Source organism: Piscinibacter sp. HJYY11, assembly GCF_016735515.1.
Taxonomy (GTDB): domain Bacteria; phylum Pseudomonadota; class Gammaproteobacteria; order Burkholderiales; family Burkholderiaceae_C; genus Rhizobacter.
Genome location: NZ_JAERQZ010000001.1, coordinates 1,351,650 through 1,370,911, shown reverse-complemented (window position 1 = coordinate 1,370,911; position 19,262 = coordinate 1,351,650). Strand labels below are relative to the sequence as shown.

14 protein-coding genes are annotated in these 19,262 nt (G+C 65.2%); 4 read left to right on the top strand and 10 right to left on the bottom strand.

The window, feature by feature from the left end:
• Positions 1–63 precede the first annotated feature (63 nt).
• Positions 64–345, top strand: a complete 282-nt coding sequence (locus JI745_RS06145) for a hypothetical protein (protein WP_201804659.1) — start codon at positions 64–66, stop codon at positions 343–345.
• Positions 346–705: 360 nt separating this feature from the next.
• Here the strand turns inward: JI745_RS06145 and JI745_RS06140 are convergent, their stop codons facing one another.
• From JI745_RS06140 to JI745_RS06125, 4 genes are read right to left on the bottom strand one after another with little or no spacing between them, the layout of a single operon-like run.
• Positions 706–2,916 (bottom strand): ATP-binding protein, encoded by a 2,211-nt coding sequence (locus JI745_RS06140; RefSeq protein ID WP_201804657.1) that lies wholly within the window; start codon positions 2,914–2,916, stop codon positions 706–708.
• A 13-nt stretch (positions 2,917–2,929) separates the two neighbouring features.
• Entirely contained in the window at positions 2,930–4,840 is a 1,911-nt protein-coding gene (locus JI745_RS06135; protein WP_201804656.1) for a TonB-dependent siderophore receptor, read from the bottom strand.
• Complete coding sequence (locus JI745_RS06130) at positions 4,837–6,714, bottom strand: ATP-binding protein (RefSeq protein ID WP_201804655.1); 1,878 nt, start codon at positions 6,712–6,714, stop codon at positions 4,837–4,839. Before JI745_RS06130 ends, JI745_RS06135 begins: the two co-directional genes overlap by 4 nt.
• A 7-nt stretch (positions 6,715–6,721) precedes the next feature.
• Positions 6,722–7,285 (bottom strand): YfiR family protein, encoded by a 564-nt coding sequence (locus JI745_RS06125; protein ID WP_201804654.1) that lies wholly within the window; start codon positions 7,283–7,285, stop codon positions 6,722–6,724.
• 332 nt (positions 7,286–7,617) lie between these two features.
• On the opposite strand from JI745_RS06125, the gene JI745_RS06120 reads away from it, so the two are divergent.
• Positions 7,618–10,470 (top strand): PAS domain-containing protein, encoded by a 2,853-nt coding sequence (locus JI745_RS06120; RefSeq protein ID WP_201804653.1) that lies wholly within the window; start codon positions 7,618–7,620, stop codon positions 10,468–10,470.
• Between the two features lie 20 nt (positions 10,471–10,490).
• On the opposite strand, the gene JI745_RS06115 is transcribed toward JI745_RS06120, so the two are convergent.
• The 6 genes from JI745_RS06115 to JI745_RS06090 form a co-directional block, all read right to left on the bottom strand.
• Entirely contained in the window at positions 10,491–10,853 is a 363-nt protein-coding gene (locus tag JI745_RS06115; protein ID WP_201804649.1) for a response regulator, read from the bottom strand.
• Between the two features lie 10 nt (positions 10,854–10,863).
• Positions 10,864–11,982 (bottom strand): sugar ABC transporter substrate-binding protein, encoded by a 1,119-nt coding sequence (locus JI745_RS06110; RefSeq protein ID WP_201804648.1) that lies wholly within the window; start codon positions 11,980–11,982, stop codon positions 10,864–10,866.
• Positions 11,983–11,993: 11 nt separating this feature from the next.
• On the bottom strand, positions 11,994–13,334 hold the full coding sequence (locus tag JI745_RS06105) for a sensor histidine kinase (protein ID WP_201804647.1): 1,341 nt from the start codon (positions 13,332–13,334) through the stop codon (positions 11,994–11,996).
• A 222-nt stretch (positions 13,335–13,556) separates the two neighbouring features.
• Positions 13,557–14,642, bottom strand: coding sequence for a PHB depolymerase family esterase (locus tag JI745_RS06100; protein WP_201804646.1), 1,086 nt, complete (start codon positions 14,640–14,642; stop codon positions 13,557–13,559).
• A gap of 287 nt (positions 14,643–14,929) precedes the next feature.
• Positions 14,930–15,811, bottom strand: coding sequence for an HDOD domain-containing protein (locus JI745_RS06095; RefSeq protein ID WP_201804645.1), 882 nt, complete (start codon positions 15,809–15,811; stop codon positions 14,930–14,932).
• A 121-nt stretch (positions 15,812–15,932) separates the two neighbouring features.
• Positions 15,933–17,069, bottom strand: coding sequence for a DUF1615 domain-containing protein (locus JI745_RS06090; protein ID WP_201804644.1), 1,137 nt, complete (start codon positions 17,067–17,069; stop codon positions 15,933–15,935).
• A gap of 571 nt (positions 17,070–17,640) precedes the next feature.
• Between JI745_RS06090 and JI745_RS06085 the strand changes: the two genes are divergently transcribed.
• Positions 17,641–17,952, top strand: a complete 312-nt coding sequence (locus JI745_RS06085; RefSeq protein ID WP_201804642.1) for a polyhydroxyalkanoic acid system family protein — start codon at positions 17,641–17,643, stop codon at positions 17,950–17,952.
• Positions 17,953–18,085: 133 nt separating this feature from the next.
• Positions 18,086–19,222: a sensor histidine kinase gene (locus tag JI745_RS06080; RefSeq protein ID WP_201804640.1), complete on the top strand. Its 1,137-nt coding sequence runs from the start codon at positions 18,086–18,088 to the stop codon at positions 19,220–19,222.
• Positions 19,223–19,262 lie beyond the last annotated feature (40 nt).

Genomic DNA, 19,262 nt, shown 5'->3' with positions numbered 1-19,262 from the left:
GGGAATCGACGGCGCAAGCGCGGCGAACAAGACTGAAGCCCTCAAATCAACCAGGAGTTTCACATGCCCATCTTGATGTTCGGTGAGTCGCAAGGACTCACGGCAGAGATCTACGCGCCGATTGCCGCGGCGTTGGAGCCGGTGTTCAAGCAGTCGCCGGGCTTCATCCTGCACATGGCGCACGCGACGGACACCGGGCTTCGCATCATCGAGGTGTGGCGAACCAAGGAAGAGTCGGACCGCTTCTTCGCCAAGAACGTTGCGCCCAACCTGCCTGCGGGCATTCGGCCCAAGCGGCGGACCCTGCCGCTTGAATCGCTCATCACGTTGTTGCCTGATCGATAGGCGGCGGTGCGCTCGCATCGAGTGCCAGCTCTTTGCGCATGAGCGCATTTGGAACGACAACGCGGCGAAGGACGGGCGACCGCTGCTCAACGAAACCCGAAGCATTGCTGCGACGGGGACCGGAGTCGAATCGATCTGAGAGAGATTCGTGCGACGCCATGGCGACTGCGTCAATGCGAACCAACCGGCTAGAGGCACCAAGGGAGCCGGATCAGGGCCGCGTTGAGTTTAGAGAGTAGGCCGCTTGAAGCAAGTTGCTCCCTGCACGGTGCCCAGTCATGTTCAGTCGTTCAGATCGAACACTGCGGATAGCGTTTTGCGGGCGACCTAGCACTCACGAAGCGAGTTTTTCTGATGCTGCTATGGCCTGGGCTGGGATCGCCCGACCAGCAAGGCGGCCCTCATCGCGACCGCGAGCGTCTCCGGTTCCACCGGTTTGGAAAGCACCACGTGTCCATCGACCTGGCCTGTCCGCAGTTCGTCCGCATAGCCGGTCATGAGGAGGAACGGCAAATCGGGACGGTGCGCCCGGAGCCAGCTTGCGAGGCCAAGGCCGTTCAGCTGCCCCGGCATCCGGATGTCGCTCAGGACGAGCTCGATGTCGGTCTTCGCCGTCAGGCGGTCGCGCGCCGAGTCTGCAGAAGGCGCGAGTTCGACCTCGCAGCCCAGTGCGATGAGCAATTCACGGGTCGACTTGCGGAGCTCCTCGTTGTCTTCGACCAGCAGTACCTTGCAACCGAGCGGCTGGAGCGACGCCGGCACCGGGGCATCGGCCACGGCGCTCTCGGTCGTCGGCTTGAGCATCATGCGCACAGTGGTGCCGGCGCCAACCTTGCTTTCGATCTCGAGCTTGCCGCCGGCCTGTTGGCAGAAGCCGTACACCTGGCTCAGGCCAAGGCCGGTGCCTTGGCCCGGTGGCTTGGTGGTGAAGAAGGGCTCCATCACCTTGTCGAGGATGTCCGCCGGGATGCCCAGGCCGGTGTCGCTCACCTCGACAACGACGAAGCGCTCGTCTTCGGCTCCGACATGGTTGCTGGCTCGAATGGTGAGCTTGCCGCCCTTCGGCATGGCGTCGTTGGCGTTGACCGCCAGGTTGAGGATCGCCAGTTCGAATTCGCCCACGTCGACCTCGACCGGCCAGGTGCCGGGCGCGACCGTGCAGGTGAGCTCGACCCCGCTTCGGATCGCGGTGCGGACGAGGCTGGCCATCGCGTTCAACCGGTCTTCGAGCGCGATGACCTCGAGCCTGAGCGGCTGACGCCGGGCAAAGGCCAGCAGCTGGCGGGTGAGGCGCGTCCCCGTCTTCACGGAACGGTCGATCGCCTGCAGCTGCGGCGATTCACGCCACGCCTCGGGCAGGCGGCGCGCAAGCACGTGGGCATTGCTGCTCACCACCATGAGCAGGTTGTTGAAATCGTGTGCGACGCCCCCGGTGAGCCGTCCGAGCGCCTCCAGCTTCTGCGCCTGCAGCGCATTGGCATGCGCGGCCGCCGCTTCGGACCGCGCCTTCTGCACCTCCTGCTGCAGGTCCACGCGCGCGCTCGCGATCTTGTTGTTCGCCCGCGCGAGTGCCTCCGCGATCTGGTCGACTTCACGCAGGCCGCTCGGTTGCCGATCAAACGCCACCTCGTCGGTGCCCACACTTTCGGCGAGGGCCACGAGCCGCGTCACCGGCCGCACGATGCTGCGTGCGACCCACACCGTGGCCAGCACCCCGAGGCCCAGCAGGATGAGCGACAGCACCGCCAGGACCACCGTGGCGTTTCGCGCCTCTCTTTCGATCTCTTCCTGTGGAACGCCCACGATGAAGGTCCAGCCCAGTTGGGGCGAGCGGTGAAAGATGGCGATGACCGGTGTGCCTTCGAGGGTCTTCACCTTGAATTGGCCCGAGGGCCGTGCGCTCAGGCCACGCACGTGCTCCGGAAGCGACACCGTTCCGACCCATTGCTGCGCCTGGCGCGAGCGGGCCACCACCCGGAAGTTGCGATCGACGAGCGTGCCGAGCCAGGTCTGCGGAAGCGCTTGCCGCTCGAACACCTGCTGCAGCCGATCCGCGAAGCCTCCCATGGCGAGATAGCCGACGACCTTGCCGTTCTCCTTCACCGGCACCTGCACCGCAAAGCTCCAGCGCTTGCCGATCGGCGCGAAATACAGGTCGGAGGTGATGGTCGCGTCGGGGCCGACGGCCTGCCGCAGACGCAGCAGGTCCGGGTTGGTCCTCGGCAGCGGCGCGCCGAAGGGTTGCCGCGTGTTGAGAAGTTGCTGGCCGTCGAGGTCGCTGAAGACGATGACGGTGTCCCAGCCGGCCGCGAACTCCTTCGCATGCTCGTGGAAGCTGCGCAGGTCACCCTCCTGCAGCGACGGGGTGGTCGCCAGCACCTTGAGCAGCGTCTCGGTCTGCGCGATGTCGCGCTCGACCACCAGGGTCAGGGCCCGCACCGCTTCGTGCACGCCGCGTTCCAGCGCCTGCCGCTGACCTTCATAGAGAAAGCGAACCCCCGCCAGCATGGCAGCCAACAAGGGCAGCAGCAGGGCAATGATCAGGATGACGAGCCGGCTCCGGATGGTCATGGGCAGGTGCTGCTCACGGAAGCCGCCAGTCCACTTTGATGCCTGCAGACGACCGGATCACGCTCGCGTCGGATGCGTTGAACTCGGTGCGCCCGCTGCGCCCCAGGTCGTTGACGTACAGGCTGGCGTTCAATGCCGGCGTGACTCGCCACCCCAGCCGGACATTGCCGGCCGTGTAGGACGGCACATGCGGCTCTGGCAACGAGGCCACGTAGCGCACCGACACATCGAGCTGCGTGCGGCGGTTCAGGTCGAGCGTGGAGCGAACCTGAAGCTGGCGCCGTGGGTCGTTGCCGAGATTGGGGATCGAAGAGGCCGGCGACAGCTCGTCTTTGTGCAGCGACTTGCGAAGCTCCACCCAGCCCGCCATCAGCCGCCAGCCGGCGGCCACGTCGACCGTTCCCCAGGTCTCCAGCCCCCACACCTTGCCCCACGCACGGTTCTCGATTTCGGTGGGCCCGGCACGGCCCGCGCGCAGCCGGTCGAAGTCGTGCAGGAACGCGGTGGCGCTGTAGCTGGCAGCAGACGTCTGTCCCCGCAGGCCCAGCTCCGCCACGTTCGCCACCTCGGACTCGAAGTTCGGGCCGCCGGCGATGAGGTGGGGAGGATTCGCCGGGAGATAGAAGTCGCGGTCCAGCCGGGCGGGTGACCTCACCGCCCGGGACAGTGAGGCCCAGAGGATCTTCCGCTCGCCGATGTCGTACGCCGCGCGCAGCGTCGGCAGCACTTCGGTGCCGGTGTAGACGTTGGTTTCGAGCTTCACGCCGGCCGTGACCCGCAGCGTCTCGCTCACGGCGAACTCGTCCTGAAGAAAGAGGTGGCTCCAGCGAAGCCGACGGGTGGCCGGCTCGAAGCGCACGAGCGGCGTCGCCTCGGTCCTGCTGGTCGCCGCACGATACCCGGCCCCCCACAGCACCTTGTGGGCGCGGTCGACCGAGGGGGCGTGGTTGAAGGTGACATCCACCGTGTCGGTCTTGTCGCGGAAGACCACCGGGTCGCTGCGCTTGGTGTGATCGAGATAGACCTGCGCCTGCCAGTTCGACGCCTCACCCGGCCGGCTGCTCAGCTTCGCGATCAGGTTGGCACCGGAAAGCTCCGCCGCGATGTTGCTGCTGCCGTCGCCGCCGCCGTCGTAGATGTCGCCTTGCAGCTGCAAGTGGTGGTCGTCTGTCGACGTGTCGGCACGAAACCCGGCTTGCCGCAGCGTGTTGTCATCGTTTCTCGGCGCGCCCGTCGAGACGGCATCGGTCTCATTACGCCGGCTTTGCACGGCGTAGAGCCGCAGCGCGGTGTCGTGTCCGACCGACGTGCCATAGCGTGTGGCCGCGCGGTAGCCCGAGCGCTCGCTCGAGGCCGCCGCGAACGCACCTTGCGTCGCCGTCGCCGACTTGGTAATCACGTTGATCACGCCGTTGACCGCATTGGCCCCCCACAAGGTGGCGCCGGGCCCGCTGATGACTTCGATGCGATCGATGTCCTCGAGCAGTACATCCTGTGCATCCCAGAACACGCCTGAAAACAGCGGCGAGTAGACGGTGCGGCCGTCGATCAGCACGAGCAGCTTGTTGCCGATCGTGTTGTTGAAACCGCGTGCCGAGATGGCGTACTGGGAGGCGTTCAGCCGCGCGACCTGCAGGTTGGGCGCGAGGCGCAAGGCCTCGGGCAGGCTGCTCACGCCCGAGCGACGGAGCTCGTCGCCGGAGATGACGTAGATCGAGGCGGCTGAGCGTTGCAGGGCCTCCGGCCGCCCCGTGACGGACGTGACGGGCACGTTCGCCAGCGCCTCCAGGCTCATGTCTTCGATCGCCGCAGCGCCCGGGAACTGGGCGTGCGCACTCCCCACCGAAAGCGCCGCCGCCAGCGGCCAGCGCACGAACGCGCCGAGCCGCGGTCGGCGCACAAGCAACGAGGCCGGTGGCGTCATGTCTTCACATCCTCCATGGTTCGCGTGGCCGCGGTTCGGGCCTGTATCGCCTGCAGCAGGTCATCTGGCGAGGCCGGCTTGACGAAGTGGTGGTCGAATCCGGCGTTCCTCGCACGTTCCTTGTCCGACGGCTGGCCCCAGCCCGTGAGCGCCACCAGGACCAGGGCGGGCTGTGCACCGGCGCGGATGCGCTGCGCCGCGTCATAGCCGTTGAGCCCGGGCATTCCGATGTCGAGAATCGCCGCGTCGAAGCGTCGGGCGAGCGCCTGGCCGACCGCCGACAGCCCGTCGTGGCACACCGATACCTCATGCCCCAGGGCTTCGAAGGCATCCCGCAGCCCGACCGCGGCGTCGACGTTGTCATCGGCGATGAGGATCGACATCGGACGGCCGGCTGCGGTGGCCTCGGGGCGCCGCTCCACGTTGGGCTGCGTGCCGCGTGGCGCGATCGGCAACCTCACCGTGAAACAGGCGCCTCGGCCGAGCCCTTCGCTTTCGACCGCGATCTCACCACCATGCAGTTGGGCGAGCTGGCTTGCCAGGGTGAGGCCGATGCCCAGGCCGGCATTGCCACGCTCCAGGCTCTGGTCCGCCTGCTGGAACATCTCGAAGATCTTGCGCTGCATCGACGCGTCGATGCCGATGCCGGTGTCTCTCACGCTCACGAACACATGCGTGTCGTCGCAGCGGTACGACACCTCGATGGAGCCGCCGCGGGGCGTGTAGCGCGACGCGTTGGTGAGCAGATTCGAGAACACCTGCAGCAGCCGTGTGCGGTCTGCGATGACGCAGATGTCGCGGCCCTCGAGCGAGGCTTTCACCACTTGCTGCTTGCCCGTGGCAACCGGCTCGATCAGCTCCGCGGCCGCGCGCACGACACTCAGCAGCTCGATTGCATCCTTCTGGAGTGTCAACTTGCCGACCCGGATACGAGAGACATCGAGCAGGTCATCGATCAGACGTACCGTGTGCGACAGCTGGCGATCGAGGATGCCAACGCACTTGTCCTGAAGTGCCTGCGGCTGCTGCTTCTTGCGCAGGATCGACACCGCCACCGTCATCGGGGCCAGGGGGTTGCGCAGCTCGTGTGCGAGCGTCGCGAGAAAGACATCCTTCTGTTCGTCGGCTGCTCGAAGCTCGACCTCGACCCTGCGGCGCTCCACGGTCTCGGCCTCGAGTGCCTGCGTGCGCTGAGAGACTTCATCCAGCATGCGGTTGAACGCGGTGACCAGCACGCTCAGCTCTTCGTAGCGAGACGGCTGCGCTCGCGGCGACCAATCGCCGTGCTGGGTCACCCGCCGCGCAACCCGTGTCACATCCGCCAGCGACTGCACGGCATTCACCTGCAAGCGCCGGAACAGCCACGCCGCCAAGGCCAGCGCGATCACCAGCACACACGCTTGAATGGCGACGAAGGATCCGATGCGAGACCAGAGATCGTGCCGGGCTGACATGTACAGGCGACCCACCTCTTCATCGTCATGCCGGACTGACTGCGCAAGGCTCATGCCGGAGGCGCTGAAGTCGAAGCCCAAGGCACGGGGCATCGGCACTTTGGTTCCGCCCGGCTGTGCATTCGAATGGAAGGTGGCGAAGGTGGAACCATCGAGTCGATAGACCACCGCGAAATCGAGCTCGGGCGCATTGCGCAGTGCGGCCAGCTGGAGGCGAACGGTTTCTCGGTCGTTGAACACGAGGGCCGGTGCGATGGCGTACGCCAGGACGTCCGCGCGGGATTGCAAATCGGCCTGCCTTTCGCTGCGGAATTTCGCAAACTCGAACCAGGCCGTGGCCACGGTGCTCAGCAGCAGCGCGACCAACGTGGCGGTCAGCGCTGCACGAGCCAGCTGGAGCCGAAGACTTCGCGGTTTCATGGGCGTCCTACTTCTTGTCGCGAGGGCTGCCGTGCACGTGGTCCGCCACGGCCAGCAGCCTGGAACTGAGGGTCAGGCCGGCCTTCTCCGCCGCTGGGAGCGACGCCGAGAATCGGACCGTGCCGCCTCGGTCAAGGAAGTTGAGAATCACGAGCCGCTCGATCGGCTCATGCTCTGCGACGGTGAGAATCGGAAGCGCCTGGGCGGCTTTCAGATACAACGACGCCTCGCTGCCCATCTCTCGCCCGATGAAGAGAACGTGGAGACCCGCAAGGCCGCGGATGCCGTCGACCCGGCGGGCTTCGACCAGGCGGCCTGCCACGTGGCGGCCTTTCGAGATCCGCTCCAGCTCTCTGAAGATGGCATCGGCGCTCGCAATGCCAATGACGATGGGCGCCCCGTCCGACGGCAGCGCCGCGGCGGGCCACTCGACGAAGCTCGGGAACTTGTGCAGGTACGCGGCCTTGACGCGCACTTCCTCGGTCAGCTCGTGTTGGGCCGGCGCGGGAGTCGCCGACAAACCCGCGACCAGGAGCAGCAGCGCCCATACCAAGGCGTGGCAACGGCTCATGGGCATGGCTTCAAGGCGCCCGCCAGTCCCCATCGACCCCAAATTTTCTCGAGCATTCTTCTTGGCTTCCTTTTGTGCTCGGCCGGCTGCGTCTGCGACGGGCGGCGCGGAGTGTGTTCTCGGCGTTTACAAATTGTCGGACACCGGAAGCGCGAAACAGCAGGTGAAACCCACGCCAAGGCATCCGCGGGCGTAGGAGCTCGCGACAAGCTGTTGTCGGACGGTTCCTACGCCTTTGCACGGCGCGTGCAGGACCTCGGCGACGCAGTTAGCATGCGGCGCTTCTTGGGGCGAAGCGGCAGCTCTGCCGCCCCGCTGCAGGACTGTCTCTCATGGAGACCAGGCATATGGCAGCTCAGGCAATCGACCTGGCGTTTCTCGCTGGCGACAGCGAGATGGCAAGACGCATACGAGAGTTCGACTGGTCCCGCACGCCGCTGGGCGGCCCGGAAGGCTGGCCCGCCAGCCTTCGTGTGATGGTGCGCATGGCGCTCACGACCGGCCACCCCGTGTTCCTGTTCTGGGGGCCGGAGCACATCTGTCTCTACAACGACGCCTACCGCGCTTCTCTCGGGCCCGAGAAGCACCCCAGCATCCTCGGCATGCGAGGGCAGGAAGCCTGGCCGGAGATCTGGGACATCATCGGACCGCAGATCGCGTCCGTCCACTCGGGCGGACTGGCGACGTGGCACGAGAACCAGCTGGTCCCCATCATCCGCAACGGCAAGCTGGAAGATGTCTACTGGACCTACTCGTATGGCCCGATCGACGACGTTACCGCTCCGAGTGGCATCGGTGGCGTGCTGGTGCTGTGCACCGAGACGACCGAGCAAGTCATGGCCGCCCAAGCAGTGGAACGGGAACGAGAGAAGTTCCTGCAGCTGTTCCAGCAGGCGCCGGTGTTCATCGCGTTGCTCTCCGGTCCGGCCCATGTCTTCGACATGGCGAACCCGGCCTATCTCTCATTGCTGGGAAACAGAGACCTGGTCGGCAAGGCGGTGGCCGAAGCGCTGCCTGAGGCGGGAGCGCAGGGCTACATCGATTTGTTGGACCAGGTCTACCGGACAGGCCAGCCGCACGAGGCCCTTGGCGCCGAATACCAGTTCAAGCTGCCCGGCGAACCCGTGCGCAGACTGAAGCTCGACTTCCTTTACCAACCCGTCTTCAATGACGACGACACGGTACGCGGCATCCTCGTCGTCGGGATCGATGCAACGAGCCGCTACCAGGCCTTGGACGAGCTGGCAGTGCGCGAGGAACAGCTGCGCCTGGCAACCGACGCAGGGGATGTCGGCTTGTGGGACGTCGACTTGGTGGCCGACACCTTGCATTGGCCTGCGCGCGTGAAGGCCATGTTCGGCATCTCGCCACAGGTCAAGGTGACCCTCCGCGATTTCGAAGAAGGCTTGCATCCGGAAGACCGGGAGCGCGTCATGACGGCCTTTCGAGCCACCGCTGATCCGGTCAAGCGCCCCGTCTACGACGTCGAATACAGGACCGTGGGCAAGGAGGACGGGCAGATCCGATGGATCTCCGCCCGCGGGCGAGGCCAGTTCGACGATGCGGGAACGTGCACGCGCGTGGTGGGGGCTGTCATCGACATCACCGAGCGCAAACGGGTCGAGCAGAACCTGCAGGAGCTCAACGACGCATTGGGTCGCAAGCTGGAGTCGTACCTGGCCGAGAAGAAGCTTCTCGCGGACATCGTCGAAGGGACGGACGCGTTCGTGCAAGTCGCCGACCGGTCGTTCCGCTGGCTGGCCATCAACGAGGCCAGCGCGCGGGAGTTCGAGAAGATCTTCGGCATCCGGCCTTCGGTGGGTGACAACATGCTGGAGCTGTTGGCCAACTACCCGGAGCATCAAGCCGCTGTTCGATCGGTTTGGCAACGAGCGCTCTCTGGCGAGGAGTTCAATGAAGTGGGCGTCTTCGGCGAGCATGTGCGGCGCCACTACGAGATGCGCTTCCGCTCCCTGAGAGGGAACCAGGGAGAACTCATCGGCGCCTATCAGTTCGTCTACGACGTGACGGCGCGAGTCGAGAGCGCAGAACGTCTCGCGCGTGCCGAAGCATCGCTCGCCCAAGCGCAGAAGATGGAAGCGGTGGGGCAGCTGACCGGTGGGATCGCGCACGACTTCAACAACCTGCTGCAGGCGATCCAGGGCAATTTCGAGATCATCCGCCGCTCTTCAGACAACCCCGAGATGGTTCTTCGCATCGCGCAGAAGGGAAAGGACGTGACCACGCGGGCGTCCAAGCTCACGGCACAGCTGCTGACCTTTTCGCGCGAACATGCGTTCGACAGTCGGCCGCTGTCGGTGGGCGACTTGCTGGGCAGCTTGCAACAGCTGCTTCAAACGACGCTCGGCTCCACGGTTGAGCTGAGTCTCGGCCTTCCCGATGAAGACCTGTGGTTGCTCGCCGACTCGACGCAGCTGGAGATGGCGATCCTCAACCTGGCCATCAACGCACGAGACGCGATGGGAGGCGTCGGAACGTTCCACATCGGCGTGCGCAGGCTGCCGGCGGGGCCTTCGAAAGGCCCGCGTGTCGAGCTGACCTTCACCGACAACGGCCCTGGAATGCCGCCAGAAGTTCAGTCGAGATGCTTCGACCCTTTTTTCACGACGAAAGGCGTGGGCAAAGGAAGCGGCCTCGGGCTGAGCCAGGTGTACGGCATGTGCGAACGCGCCGGGGGCTCCGTTTCCATCCGAAGCTCGGATGACAACGGTACGACAATCGCCGTCGAGCTGCCGGAGTTCACGGCACCCGATCGCGTTCGGGCCGCGCCGGAGGACGCATGGGTGCCGAGTCTGCAGTCCGTCGCTCAGCCGGTGAGAGTGCTGATCGTGGACGACGACGACGACGTGCGCGAAGTCTTGTGCGCCGCCGTTCGCTCCCTTGGGCACGAGGTGCACGCCAGCAGCGACGGACCGTCGGGGTTGAAGGCGGTGGAGGCGCTGTCCCCGGACATTCTGCTGGTCGACTTCGCCATGCCGGGCATGAACGGCGCCGAGGTCGCACGCCGCGCGCTGCAGACGAGGCCTGGCCTGCGCGTTGCCTTTGCCAGCGGACGTGCTGACGCCAGTGCTATCTATCAGGCGGTGGGCGAAAACGCGGTTCTGTTGCGCAAGCCTTTTGACATGGAGGTCCTCCGCCTGACCCTGACGGCGCTCAGGCAATAGCTTGCAGTCAAGTCGTAGGTTTATCGCGCCAGCCGCTCGACCAACGCCTCGAGCTCCTCGACCTCGAAAGGCTTCCTCAGCGGATGGGCGGTCGGGCCGAGCGATTGCGCGATGTCGCCGACGTCGTGCCCGGAGCAGACGATCACCGGCAGCCCGGGGTTCTGCCGAAGGGCCTCGCTTGCCACGTCGAGGCCCGAGCCGTCGGGCAGGTTGACGTCGGTGATCAGCAGGTTCACGCTCTGATCGCGCAGCGCCGCGCGCGCGCCGGCACCGTCAGCCACACACACGATCCGGCGCTCGGCCGTGGCGAGCAACTCGGCGAACGACTCGCGGATGAACTCGTTGTCTTCGACGTAGAGGATGACGAAGGGGTTGGCGGTCATGGTGCTGGACCTATTTGGATTCTGATGACCAGGGGAAATTAATATAGATTTCGCGCGTGTCGAAACAGATGTTCCCGTACATCTTCAGGTATGAGGCGCGACGCGACGGATCCGCATACACCGCTCCAGGATCGGCCGTATCGCGCAGATAGTCGGCGATGTTGGCGCTGGTCAGCGCCTTGGGCAGGATGTCCATGGCTTGTGGGATCGATTTCCCTTCCAGCCAATCGGCGGCATGCTGCCCCATCGCATAACCGAATATCGAGGAGGCGAGGCTGATGCTCGCCTTGTAGGGGCTGTCGCCTTTCTTGATTTCCACGACCGCTTCCTGCTCGCCGTCGATACCGCCCAGAAACTGGTCCGCTCTGGCCTTGCCCGCTTCGCGCAGTGCTGCCAGCGCTCCAAGCACCACCGTGTCCGCACCCAGCACCACATCGATGTTGGGTTGCGCCAGCAGGATCGTCTTCATCGTGCGGAATCCGCCTTCCTTGTCGACCGTGGCCGGCGAAATGTCGGCAACGATCGTCACGCCGGGCAGTGTCCGCAGGGTGTCGCGCATGGCGGTGAAACGCGGCGCCAGAAATTGAAGGCTGTCGTGCGTCAGCAGCACGACCTTGGCCCGTCCGCCAAGGCGGGTCCGGATGTAATTTGCTGCCGCTTCGGCCAGAACCTTTCCGGTCAGATATTGCGGCGCGTTCAACACCGACGTCGCGGGTGGCGGGACGATGGCACCCACATAGGCGCCGCCGCCGAGGACCTTCTTCAGGGCGGGTGCCAGCGACGGCGGGTCGATCGGGGCCACCACGATGGCGCCTGTCTTGTCGGTGGCAATGGCCTCGACCTGTTTGATCATCAGCGCAGGATCGTTGTTGGCAAAGGCCACGCCATAGGCGAGGCCTCGCGCGCGCGCCGCGGCCTCCATCCCGCGTCCCGCGCCCTGCATGAACTCACGCCTGTTGTCCTGCACGAAGACGAGTTTTTTCTGCAAACCCGTTGGTGCTCTGCAGGTGGCACGTGCCGGGTCATACGCAGGCAGCTTGACCGGCGTGGTCTGCCCTTCGCCGCCCCCGGCAAACGAAGCGCCGCTCAGGCACAGGAGCGACGCGATCGCAGACAGTCGGAGTTTCATCGCCATCCCTCTTACGCGTTCGCCGTCGTCAGCACCAGCCGTGCCGCCGTGCCCGGCCTGCGGTTGATGTACTCCACATGGGTCTGCAGCGCCGACGCCATCGTCTGGATGATCTTGCTACCCAACCCGGTACCTGCACGCGGAGCGTTCGGCGCTATGCCCACACCGTCGTCCTCGACCGTCAGTTCGGCTTTGCCATCTTCCAAGCGCTTCAGCCGCACGCGCACCTCGCCGGGTTTGTCGCCGGGATAGGCATATTTGAAGGCGTTGGTGACCAGTTCCTGTACGGCGACGCCCAGGCTCACGCTGGCGTCTGTGCGCAGCGAGATGGGCTCCAGATAGCATTTCAGGATGGCGGTGTGGCCGTCCTTCTTCATCGCTGTCTCCAGGTTGGTCAGCATGGCGCCCAGATAGTCGTTTAGTGCCACGTTCGTCACGTCGCCGGATGTGTAGAGGCTCTTGTGGATCAGCGAGATGGCATTGATCCGCGATTGCGTTTCGCGCAAGGCATCCTTGGCCGCCGTGTCGGTGACGGAGCGCAGCTGCATCAGCACCAGCGCCCCCACCAGCTGCAGACTGTTGGCGACTCGATGATTGACTTCGGCCAGCAGGACTTCTGCACGTTCCCGCGCCAGGGCCAGATCAGCCGTGCGGGTCTTCACCCGTTCTTCCAGGGTCAGGTTGATGGCCCGCACTTCGTCGCGGGCCTGTTTCAGGTCTTGCTCATTGCGGTAGACGGTGAAGGCCACCACCAACACCACCAGGACGATGACCACGGCGGCACCGGCCGATATCCACCGCAGCAGCGAAGCATTGCGTTGCTGCTCTGCGCTGTTGAGCGTGCCGTTCTCGTCGGCGAGCAGTATGGCGCCATAGAGAAAGACATTGATTTCATCCATCAGCGCCTTGCCGCGATTGCGCTTTAGCAGTGCAAGTGCCTCGGCATCGCGGCCCGCGCTCTTCAGCGCGATGCTGGAGTCCATGTCCCCGATTTTTTGGTTGACCGCTTCCGACAACCTGGGGAGCATGGCCCGGTTGGGTGCATCGGGTGGAAGCAACCGGGCCAGATCCGCCAGCTCCTGGAGAGCGCGCGTCTTGGCCGTGTCGTATGGCGCCAGGTAGATCTGGTTGCCGGTCAGAAGAAATCCGCGCTGGCTCGACTCGGCAGTGCGCACATGATCCCGCAGTTCCACCGCGGCGATGCGGATGGCGCGCTGCAATGCCGATTGCTGGAACAGGCTGTTGCCGCGTTCCACCAGCCAGATGGTCGTGCCCACGATCACGATCAGCGCCAGAAAGCCGATCGTCAGGCCTACGCCAACGCCTATCGCCAACCGGCTTCGTCCGAACATCGATCAACTTTCAATAGGCTGCGTGGACAAAGGAATGAGCGCGCTTCTCGCGGCGTCGACGCTCTTTGGCAATCAGTCACTCATGATACTGACTTGTGCGTCCCCCAAATCCAGGGCGCCTGACGTTTCGACGCGAGTGGGGCCCACCCGCCCCGTTCGGTGTTGGGGCGCGCCAATGCATCTCAGACTCGCGCTCAGTGACAGGAGCAATCGGGCGCTGACTCAATCAGAGCGAGTGATTGGTCGAGCCCCACTCGAGCCCAAGAAGAAGCGGACGAACTCCTCTGACGCATCGGGACCCGAGCGGTCCGTGAATGAGCCTGCTGTGTCGCCGCCCGACCACGCGTGCCCGCCGCCGTGGATGACGCACTCTTCCACCAAGGGCATGCCGAGTTCGTCGCAGAACGCGCGCGAAGAGTAGCGCCGTCCACCGCGCTCTAGCGTCTGGACAGCCTGCGGCTGCAGGTGCACACCACTCTGCTTGTAGGCGTCCAGGGCGTGCCGGATGATGGCCGAGCCATTGGCCACGTTCACAGTGGCATCGGCGTCGCCATGGATGACCATCGTCCGGACGGCGCGCCCACCGCTCCCTGAACCTTGCTGCGTGCGCGATTGCATGGCGGCAAATGCCGACGGCACATCGTGGGCCACCCCTTTCGGCAGCCCTGAGTGGGCTCCGATGCCGGCGAACAGATCGGGGTGCGTCTGCCCCAGGATCACCGCCATCGCCGCCCCCGCCGACAGTCCGGCCACATATACCTTGCTCCGGTCGACCGGGTACATCGCGTTGATGTCGTCGACGATGCCCGCCAAGATGGACGGCTCACCGCCCGAGCGCTGCTGTTGCGCGGTGTCAAACCAGTTCCAGCAATTCGAGCCATTGGCTCGACGGGTCTGCGCTGGGTACGCGACGAGAAACCCGTGTCGCTCGGCAAGCTCGTTCATGCGCGTCCCCGCGGCGAAGTCATCCGGGTGCTGCTTGCAGCCGTGAAGCATCATCACCAGCGCCGGCCTGCACGCGTCCGTGCAGGACGCCGGCACGTAGAGCCGGTAGTCGCGGCTGCCGTGCGGGCCGGTGTGGCGATGCCAGACGAATCGCCCCGGCGCAGCGGGGGCCCTGCGTGGGGCGTCCCGCACGTCGTCGAGCGCCGTGCGCGGTGGCGCGGAGGGCGCGTGCGCCAAACCAGCAGACGCGAGCGCGTCCTCGATCACGCGATGGATGTCGATGCCCTGCGCACGATAGCCTGGGCCAAGGCCGGCTGTCGTCAATGCTCGGTTGATGGTGTCTGAAATGAAGGTGCTGTCCACGGCGGTGATTCAATGTTGCAGTGCAGCAATGATGCGCCATAGAGACGTCCGCCGGGGCCCAACCTCCTGTAGGAAATGCCCTATGCAACCGAAGGCGGCCCCATCAACATGGTTGCTTCGCGCCGGCGGTCTGCACGTAGTTGCGCAGTTCGTCATTGCAGGGGATCGCCCCGACGCTTGCACACCAACCGTGGAATGCTGACGCGTCGATGGTCCAGGGCTCCACGTCGTCGCCGCGCGTCATGACCAGGCCCGCTGCGCGCATTTGCTGCTTGCCCGCGCGTCGTTCAGCCGGTCGTCTCGGAGTCGATCAGCGCGTCATGCCAGGCGTCGACCTCTTCCATCGCTATCCCGAGCCAGCCGAGCGCGGCGAGGTGAAAGCGCTCCCACTCGGGCTCGGCGGGAAGGCTGTTGCGGCGCGCCACCAGCAGGTCGGCCACCAAGCCGGCGGCCATCAGCGTCTGGACTTCTGGTTCGACTTGGCGGCCACCCAACGCGTCCAGGCTATGGTGCAGCCGGACTGCGGCCACCACAGGCGGCGCCAGATTCCAGCAGCGTGCCGTCAGCGCGCCGGCAACGGCGTGGTCGGTGCGGTGGTTTGCGTTCTCGGTCTCGACGAAGCTGCGGTCGCGACGCGCGCGGCCTTCTACCATCGTGCCGGCGTAGCCGCGCAGGCTCTGCATCAGCACCGGCTGGCCGACGTGGCAAAAGAGGCCGAAGCTGTAGGCGAGGTCGGGCGACAGGCCAGGCAGGTGACCGGCGATCCAGGCCAGCGTCTCGCCGCGTTGGGTGGCGTGCTCCCAGAAGCCGGCCAGCAGCGGGCTGTGTACCGGGATGGCATGGCGCACGAGGAAGGCGCGCATCAGCTCAGCGGTCCGCCGCAGGCCGAGTCGGTTCATCGCCTGGCCGGCCGAGGCCACGGGTTCGGTGCCGGCGTAGAGCGCGCCATTGGCGTTGCGCACCAGCGTTGCGCTCATCGCCACGTCGGCGTTGGCGATGCGGGCCACTTCGCCGAGGTCTGGTTCGTCAGCCCGCATGGTGCGCTCAAGTCGTGCAAGCAGATCGGGGCAGGGTGGCACGACGATCTGCGTCAGCGGCCCGCTTCGGCGGGCCTTGTCGATCTCGAGTTCAATGTCCGCGATGCGACCGCGGGAGGGTTGGTAGGGCATTGCGGGCGCGACCCTGAGCTGCCGGAGCTGGTCTTAGCCTTATCGGCTGCCGGGCGGGCGGCCTTGAGCCCGTGCGCTCGGCTTCAGTGAGGGATAGCCGGGAGTTGTACCGGCTCTTTCGCTAGCCGCGGACCAGCGCCCCCAAGCGGTCGACGCACCGCCCGTACCGTTCATCCACTCTCGTCGCGAACCACTGCGTCGTCAACTTGCGCGTGAACTTTGGGCTCTTGAGATGGATGCGCGGCACCACGGCGCGTGGGAGCTTGCGGGCGTCGAGTTCCTCGGCGTAGGCGAACACCCGCTGGTACAGCGCCGTCTTTTCCAGACCCGGTGCGTCGCCCATCTCGAGGTCGCGCCGCACCTCGCCATCGCTCAGCTTCAGCCGGTTCGCAAGCGACAGCGCGGCGCGTTCCGTTTCACCCGCGCGCGCGGTGTCCGAGCGCGAGACCAGATCTCCGTCGAGCGCGAGCGGCAGGCCGGAGGCCAACGCCAGCGCGCTCTGGAAGCCGGCGTTTCGGCTCGCAAAGCGGCCCGCGTTGAAATCGGCGAAGCGGTAGATCGGGCGGTCGTAAGGCGCTTCGTAGTCCAGCAAGTGGGCGGCACCGAAATAGATGCCGCCGCGTCGTGTGAACACCTCGTGGCGGATCGAGCCATCGACGGCGTAGGGGTAGCGCCGCTTTTCGGCGTGCGCTTGCGCAAAGGCGATGCTCACCTGCATCGGGCCGCCCGTGCGCACCGGGTTGCTGTTCGCCAGAAAGCGTTGGCCTAGCGGCACCATGCCGATGAAGTCTTCGAATATCTCGCTTAGCTGCCGCTCAGTTTTCACGGCGTTGAGCCGCTCTGAAAAGCTGCGGCCATTCGGCGATTCGACGCTGAGCGCTGCGCGCACAGCGAGCATCGGCACGCCCGCTTGATCCGCTCGGCGTTCGATCTCCTTCCACGCAATGGCTGGCAGCCCGGGCACGGCAGGGTCGGCCTGGTAGCCGGACTCCTGCTCGATCACCGCCATCACGGCGCACAGGTTCTCCACGGTCGAGGGCACTTCGAGCGTGGCCAGGGCGGCATGGATGTCCACAGCCCAGCCTTCGGCGCTCGTGGTCTTGTCTTGGAGCACCGCAGTCACCACCCGGCGCGCCGCAGTGGGGCCGAGGCCCTCCGGCTTCGATGCGGGGGGCGGCCCGGCGCAGCCGGCGAGCGCTGCCATGAGCGACAGCAGCCCGATCGTGTGTGTCGAATTGCTGGCTCGATTGAACGTCATTGCAATAAATGTCCGTCGGGCCGCAATTGTCGTCCGGCGAGCTTGATTGGCGCCTGTGACCATGCCCTATCTTTACCGCAGGCAGGGTGATCTCTTGCCGGCAAGCGGGACACTCAACGTCCGCCTGAATGAGACGGCTCACTTATGGATGTTGGACGATCAGCAACCGACGCGGATCTCGGAGCCGGCGTTGGCAAACAGTCGCTCGTTCAAAAGCCAATGGCCCACGGGTACCAGATCACCAGACCCAACCCGATTCTCACGGGTCGATCGACTGGAATTAGTCGGAAGCAGTCGCTCAGTCGCCACGCTGGAACGACAGCAACCGCTGCTGAGCCGACACTCAGGACGAATGCGTGCTTCAGACTGGGTACCGCCGGTCGAGTCTTGCAGATGAGTGACTGTCGAGACTGAGACCGGTCCTTCGCGTCGCCGTTGGACGGATCACTGCATCCGCAGCGAGAGCCTTCAGAGGCGGCCGCTCGTTTCACTTGAACGGCCTACCGCGCCCTCGAATCGCCACAAGAGCCGTCTGGGCCAGGGGTCTTTCGAGATGCGTCACCCTGCGCGGATGGCCAACCCACTCAAGGTCGACATCCCCCACCAACTTGGTCGCGCGGAAGCGCGTCGCCGTATCGAGAGCGGCTTCGAGAACCTCGTCCGCCAGCTTCCTGGCGGTACGGGCACCTGCACGCAACGCTGGGAGGGTGACCGTCTGACATTCACCCTCGCCACGATGGGGCAGACCGTTCCCGGCCGCATCAATGTGCTGGAGACATCGGTGGCGATCGAGGTCGAACTCCCCGGGCTGCTCGGTCAGATCGCAAGCGCCTTCAAGGGCCGGCTGCAAAAGGCGGGGCAACTGTTGTTGACCAAGAAATGACGAGCAGCGCTACCGCGGTGGCCGGCGAATTTCGGCCTCCTGCCGCTTGATTCCCGTTTCTGTGTGGCCTCCAGCCCCCGGACTTTTGACAGCCAGGGAGCCGGCATGGTGGCGGAAGATGCAGAATGGGTCGATGCGCCTCTCAACGTTCATCAGCAACAACCTCGACGCGATCCTGGCGCATTGGGTGGCATTCGCACGCGAACAGGCGCCCCAGGCAGCAAACTTGGACGTGGTCGCCCTGCTCGACCATGGACGGCTGATCCTCGAAGAGATAGCCGCCGACATGCGAAGACCGCAGGACGATGCTGAACGGCAGGCCAAGTCCGAGGGCAACAGTGCCAGCGCTTCTCAGTCGAATGACGTCCCGTCTCGCAGCCACGCACGCCAGAGGGAGAGGCAGGGATTTGAGGTCGAACAACTCGTCGCCGAGTACCGGGCGCTGCGTGCGACCGTGCTTCGCTTGTGGGTCGCTGACTCGAACGAAGCGCAGGTGCAGGATTTTGAAGACATCACGCGCTTCAACGAAGCCGTCGACCAAGCCATTGCCGAGTCGTTGAAGGTCTTCGTGGTCGAGGTCAACCGGTCACGTGATCTGTTTCTTGGCATCTTGGGGCACGACCTGCGCGGGCCACTCAGCACGATCTCGGCGTGCGTCGCTGTCGAAATGCGTGCCCGTCCAAGCGGTTCACCGCAATCAGCAGTCATCCTGCGTAGCGTCGCGCAGATGAGGGCACTGCTGGACGACATGGTCGAGTACACGCGCCATCGCCTCGGTTCCGAACTGGCGATCGACCCTTCGAGCCTTCAACTCGACCATTTCGCCCGCAACACCTTGGAAGAGATCCAGGCGATCAGCCGTGGGCATGCGCTCGAGCTTGACGTCAGAGGGGACATGCAGGGTGAATGGGACGCTCGGCGCCTGCACCAAGCGCTCTCCAATCTTGTCTTCAATGCCATGAAGTACGGCGTTCCCGATGCTCCCATCCACATCTCTTTGGACGGCACGAGCAAGGATGAACTGGTGCTTGGCGTGCAGAACTCCGGAAAGCCCATCCCTCCAAGCTTGATGGGGAGGCTCTTTGATCCGCTTGTTCGCCAAGGGGGTGAGGACGAGGGCGCCGATTCTCAGGTCGCAGGTGCCAACCTGGGACTTGGCCTGTATGTCGTGCAACAGATTGCCAAAGCGCACGGAGGCACTGTTGCGGTGACCTCTGACGCTTCCGCAACGCGCTTTGAACTGCGGTTGCCACGAATCTCGGTGCGTTGAAGCAAGGCTCCGAATGGGAGACAGCGGGGTCGCTTCTCAC